Genomic DNA, 5,344 nt, shown 5'->3' on the forward strand with positions numbered 1-5,344 from the left:
TCATCGCGTGCGAGGTACAGAGCATAAAGCAGCGTCCGTTGTTCGCTTCGATGATCGGTCTTAACATTGCCGCCAGCTGTCGCGCCGCGCCCGGTTGATTGGGTTGTGGCAGATTACGCGGCACACAGAGCAGGGCCTGACGGGTGTAATCAAACGGACTCGGCAACAGCATTGATTCCGCTTCTTCAATCCCCAGACGCGCCGTAAAGTGATGCAGGTCATCATTCACCGACAGCGTTGCCGAGGTGAAAATCCAGCTTCCTGGCTTCTGCGCCATCACCTCTTTGAACTTGTCCGCCACCGTCAGCGGGGTCAGCGCGAGGGTAAAATTGCGCGAGGTACATTCGTACCAGTAGCTATAACCGGGCTGGTTGATCTCTTTCAACCGTTTGAGACGTGCGCGATACAACGTAGCGCGCTCAAACGCGGCATCAAGCAACGCCGAACGTCCAAGGGACAATTTCGCCACGTCGTAACACAGCTCCAGCGTATCATCGAGCAGTAAAAACGCGCGCTGCACCCGCTGATCGGCCAGCAGTTCACGCAGGTTGCCGCGATATCCCGGCTCACCCAGTTGCAAGCGGAAATCCTGCGCGCTTTGCGCCAGACGGTCGGCGCATTTCTGTAACTGCTGGGTGTCTTTCAGCTCGGTACGATAGGCAATGGTGATGTCCTTCGCCAGATCCATTAGCTGACGACTGGAGAGCGACTGGCCAAAATACTGGCTGGCGATGTCCGGTAGCTGATGAGCTTCATCGAAAATCATCACCTCCGCCTCCGGGATCAGCTCACCGAAACCGCTCTCTTTGACCACCATATCGGCCAGAAACAGGTGATGGTTCACCACTACCACGTCCGCGTCCATCGCCTTTTTACGTGCTTTCACCACAAAACAGTCTTTATACAACGGGCAGTCGCTGCCGAGGCAGTTGTCGTTGGTGCTAGTGACCAGCGGCCAGGCCTGAGAATCCTCGGCTACGCTGACACAGGTACTGATGTCGCCATCTTCGGTCTGATTCGACCACGAGCGCAGCAGGATCACATCGCTTAAGGTCTGAACAGGCAGATCGCCACCCGCCAGCGCCTGCTGTTCAAGGCGCTCCAGGCATAAATAGTTTGAACGTCCTTTCAACAGGGCCAGCCTTCCGGTGTACTTCAGCGCTTTAGCCACCGTTGGCAGATCGCGGCTGTATAGCTGATCCTGCAACGCCTTCGAACCGGTCGAGATAATCACTTTCTTTTTTGCGCGCAGCGCCGGTGCCAGATAAGCGTAGGTTTTCCCTGTCCCCGTTCCGGCTTCTACCACCAGAGGCTGTGATTTTTGGATGGACTGAGCGACGGCCATCGCCATCTGCCGCTGTGGTTCGCGCGGTTTGAAACCCGGTATCGCTTTAGCCAGTTGACCTTCTGGTGCAAAATCGTCCGTCACACTACCCCCTGTTGATTTGAACAGGGATTATGTCAGGCCGCAACGGCTTACGCCAGTTGAAGAGGTGACGCCGCCCTGACAATATGGCAGTCTTGCCATTTTATGCAGAACGTAAAAGAGGAAGGCTTTATGACTATCATCCGTATTGATGCCGAAGATCGTTGGTCTGACGTGGTGATCCACAACAACACGCTCTACTACACTGGCGTACCGGCAAACCTTGATGCCGATGCCTTCGAGCAGACCGCCAACACGCTGGCACAGATTGACGCCGCGCTGGAACAGCAAGGCAGCAACAAGTCACGCATTCTTGATGCCACCATTTTCCTTGCCGATAAGCATGATTTCGCAGCGATGAACAAAGCCTGGGACGCCTGGGTTGTGGCCGGTCATGCGCCGGTACGCTGCACGGTTCAGGCTGGATTAATGAACCCGAAATATAAAGTTGAGATTAAAATCGTCGCCGCGGTGTAAGCCGGGGCTACTCGTCTTCGTCTTCAAAACGCGCCACAATCCGCTCACCGGTATGGGTGGCGCGCAACTCTTCGGCCACCAACGCAATCGCCTGACCGCTGCTCATTCCCTGTGACATCAGTTCCTGAATACGCTCAACCGCTTTCTGTTGCTGTTCGTGACTGAGTGAAGGTAAACCTGCAAACATCGTTAACTCCTGCTAAATTGTCTGCGCTAATTATTTCATGCAACCCGGAACATAGCCAGCACAGTCAGGATCAATGAAGACGTTATCTCCCGCTATTATCACGCTCCCCTGGCGTCAGGACGCCGCCGAACAGTATTTCGCGTCAATAAGCCATCTGCCGTGGGCGATGCTGCTGCATTCCGGTCACGCGGATCACCCACATAGCCGTTTTGACATTGTGGTAGCCGATCCGCTTTGCACCGTGAAAACGCACGGCGAAACCACGCAGATTTGCGATGCGCAAGGCTGTCGTCTTACTCATGACGATCCGCTGGCCGTCCTGCAAAGCGCACTGACCGTGCTGAATCTTCAGCCGCCAGTGAACGCCGATTTACCGTTCCAGGGTGGCGCGCTGGGGTTATTTGGCTACGATCTGGGACGCCGCTTCGAATCTTTACCCAGCTATGCCCGGCAGGATATCGCGCTGGCGGACATGGCGATAGGCCTCTACGACTGGGCGCTGATTGTCGATCATCAGCGCCAGACCGTGAGCTTACTCAGCCACACGGACGCCCACGCCAGACTCGCCTGGCTGGAAAGCCAGCAACCTCCTGCGCGTGTGCCGTTCAGGCTAACCACCGACTGGCAATCGAACATGACGCGTGAGCAATACGGCGAAAAATTCCGCCAGGTGCAGGCGTATCTGCACAGTGGCGACTGCTATCAGGTCAATCTGGCCCAGCGTTTTCAGGCGTCTTATCAGGGCGATGAGTGGCTGGCCTTCGCGCGGCTCAATCAGGCGAACCGCGCCCCGTTCAGCGCGTTTTTACGCCTGGATGACGGCGCCATTCTGAGCCTGTCGCCTGAACGGTTTATTCTTCTGGCTGATGGCGACATTCAGACCCGCCCCATTAAGGGCACCCTGCCGCGATTGCCGCAGGAAGAGGCAGACCGGAAACAGGCGCAGAAACTGGCGAACTCAGCAAAGGATCGGGCGGAAAACGTAATGATTGTCGATCTGATGCGCAACGACATTGGTCGCGTGGCGGTACCGGGTTCGGTGAAGGTGCCGGAACTGTTCGTGGTTGAACCCTTCCCGGCGGTGCATCATCTGGTCAGCACCGTGACCGCGCGGTTACCCCCCACACGGCATGCTAGTGACCTGCTCCGCGCCGCGTTTCCGGGCGGCTCGATTACCGGGGCACCGAAAGTGCGCGCCATGGAAATTATTGATGAGCTGGAACCCCACCGCCGTAACGCCTGGTGCGGCAGCATCGGTTATCTGAGCGTCTGCGGCAATATGGATACCAGCATTACCATCCGCACCCTGACCGCCGTGAATGGTCAACTGTACTGTTCCGCTGGCGGCGGTATTGTCGCCGATAGCGAGGAACAGGCGGAATATCAGGAAACCTTTGATAAAGTGAATCGTATCCTGCAACAACTGGAGAACTGAGACATGGAGAACAAGAGCCTGACGCTGGATGATTTTCTATCGCGCTTCCAACTTTTGCGCCCGCAGATTAATCGCGAGTCGCTGAACCTGCGCCAGGCCGCCGTGCTCATTCCTGTGGTTCGCCGCCCCCAGCCAGGGCTGCTGTTGACCCAGCGTTCGGTGCATTTACGCAAACACGCCGGGCAGGTGGCCTTCCCCGGCGGCGCGGTTGACAGCACCGACGCCTCTCTCATTGCCGCCGCGCTGCGTGAAGCCGAAGAAGAAGTGGCAATCCCGCCAGAAGCCGTTGATGTGATCGGCGTGCTGCCGCCGGTGGACAGCGTAACCGGCTTCCAGGTCACGCCGGTAGTGGGCATTATTCCGCCTAATCTGCCTTACCGCGCCAGCGAAGACGAGGTTTCCGCCGTCTTTGAAATGCCGCTGGCGCAGGCGCTGCATTTAGGCCGCTATCACCCGCTGGATGTCTGGCGTCGCGGGGATTCGCATCGCGTGTGGCTTTCCTGGTATGAGCATTATTTCGTCTGGGGAATGACCGCCGGAATTATTCGTGAACTGGCGCTACAAATTGGTGTGAAGCCCTGACTATACTTATCTTTACGCGCAGAAGACACAACCTGAAACTCCCGTCACAACATTAGTAAAAACGCGGTTACCCATTAGTTTAATTCATGTGAATAGTTAAGCCGATCCCCGCGTTCCCTCTTACACTATGCGCAGTTATTACATCGTTTCTGGAAGTTTCCAGTCACCCTGTCAGGAGTATTATCGTGATTAGTCTATTCGACATGTTTAAGGTGGGGATTGGTCCCTCATCTTCCCATACTGTAGGGCCTATGAAGGCGGGTAAACAGTTCGTCGATGACCTGGTCGAAAAAGGATTACTGGATAGCGTTACTCGTGTTGCCGTCGACGTGTATGGTTCACTGTCGCTCACGGGTAAAGGTCACCACACCGATATCGCCATTATTATGGGTCTGGCAGGCAATGAGCCAGCCACCGTGGATATTGATAGTATCCCAGGTTTCATCCGCGACGTAGAGGCGCGCGGTCGCCTGCTGCTGGCGCACGGTCAGCACGAAGTGGATTTCCCCCAAAACGACGGCATGCGTTTTCATAACGGCAACCTGCCGCTGCACGAAAACGGCATGCAGATCCATGCGTATAACGGCGATGTCGTCGTTTACAGCAAAACCTACTACTCCATCGGCGGCGGTTTTATCGTCGATGAAGAGCACTTTGGTCAGGATGCGGCAAATGAGGTAAGCGTTCCTTATCCGTTCAAATCTGCAACCGAGTTGCTGGAGTACTGCAACAACACTGGCCTGTCCCTTTCCGGACTGGCGATGCAGAACGAACTGGCCTTGCACGACAAAAAAGAGATTGAAGAATACTTCGGTCATGTCTGGCAGACCATGCAAGCCTGTATCGATCGCGGTATGAATACCGAAGGCGTATTGCCGGGTCCACTGCGCGTTCCGCGTCGCGCCTCTGCGTTGCGTCGGATGTTGGTTTCCAGCGATAAACTCTCTAACGACCCGATGAATGTGATCGACTGGGTGAACATGTTCGCCCTCGCGGTCAACGAAGAGAACGCGGCAGGCGGTCGGGTGGTCACCGCGCCAACCAATGGCGCGTGCGGTATCGTGCCAGCCGTTCTGGCCTACTACGATCACTTTATTGAGTCCGTCAGCCCCGATATTTATACCCGCTACTTCCTGGCGGCAGGCGCCATCGGCGCGTTGTATAAGATGAATGCCTCGATTTCGGGAGCGGAAGTCGGCTGTCAGGGCGAAGTGGGCGTGGCCTGCTCAATGGCGGC

The 5,344-nt window shown here is 56.2% G+C and carries 6 protein-coding genes; 4 read left to right on the plus strand and 2 right to left on the minus strand.

The genetic code is table 11. From position 1 onward, the window contains the following. The coding region (locus AB7E14_RS19930) for an ATP-dependent DNA helicase (RefSeq protein WP_428169846.1) at positions 1–1,429 on the minus strand (1,429 nt) is incomplete at its 3' end. Positions 1,430–1,558: 129 nt separating this feature from the next. Between AB7E14_RS19930 and AB7E14_RS19935 the strand changes: the two genes are divergently transcribed. Further along, positions 1,559–1,903, plus strand: coding sequence for a RidA family protein (locus AB7E14_RS19935; protein ID WP_043000414.1), 345 nt, complete (start codon positions 1,559–1,561; stop codon positions 1,901–1,903). A gap of 7 nt (positions 1,904–1,910) precedes the next feature. Here the strand turns inward: AB7E14_RS19935 and AB7E14_RS19940 are convergent, their stop codons facing one another. Continuing rightward, a complete protein-coding gene (locus AB7E14_RS19940; protein WP_043000413.1) occupies positions 1,911–2,090 on the minus strand; it encodes a YoaH family protein in 180 nt (59 codons plus the stop codon). Positions 2,091–2,163: 73 nt separating this feature from the next. Between AB7E14_RS19940 and pabB the strand changes: the two genes are divergently transcribed. The 3 genes from pabB to AB7E14_RS19955 form a co-directional block, all read left to right on the plus strand. Further along, positions 2,164–3,525 (plus strand): aminodeoxychorismate synthase component 1, encoded by a 1,362-nt coding sequence (pabB, locus tag AB7E14_RS19945; RefSeq protein ID WP_216081388.1) that lies wholly within the window; start codon positions 2,164–2,166, stop codon positions 3,523–3,525. Between the two features lie 3 nt (positions 3,526–3,528). After that, positions 3,529–4,107: a CoA pyrophosphatase gene (locus AB7E14_RS19950; protein ID WP_043000411.1), complete on the plus strand. Its 579-nt coding sequence runs from the start codon at positions 3,529–3,531 to the stop codon at positions 4,105–4,107. 185 nt (positions 4,108–4,292) lie between these two features. Beyond that, a partial coding sequence (locus AB7E14_RS19955) for an L-serine ammonia-lyase (protein WP_428169847.1) occupies positions 4,293–5,344 on the plus strand: 1,052 nt, incomplete at its 3' end.

The organism is Citrobacter sp. (genome assembly GCF_050252275.1).
Lineage (GTDB): Bacteria > Pseudomonadota > Gammaproteobacteria > Enterobacterales > Enterobacteriaceae > Citrobacter_A > Citrobacter_A amalonaticus.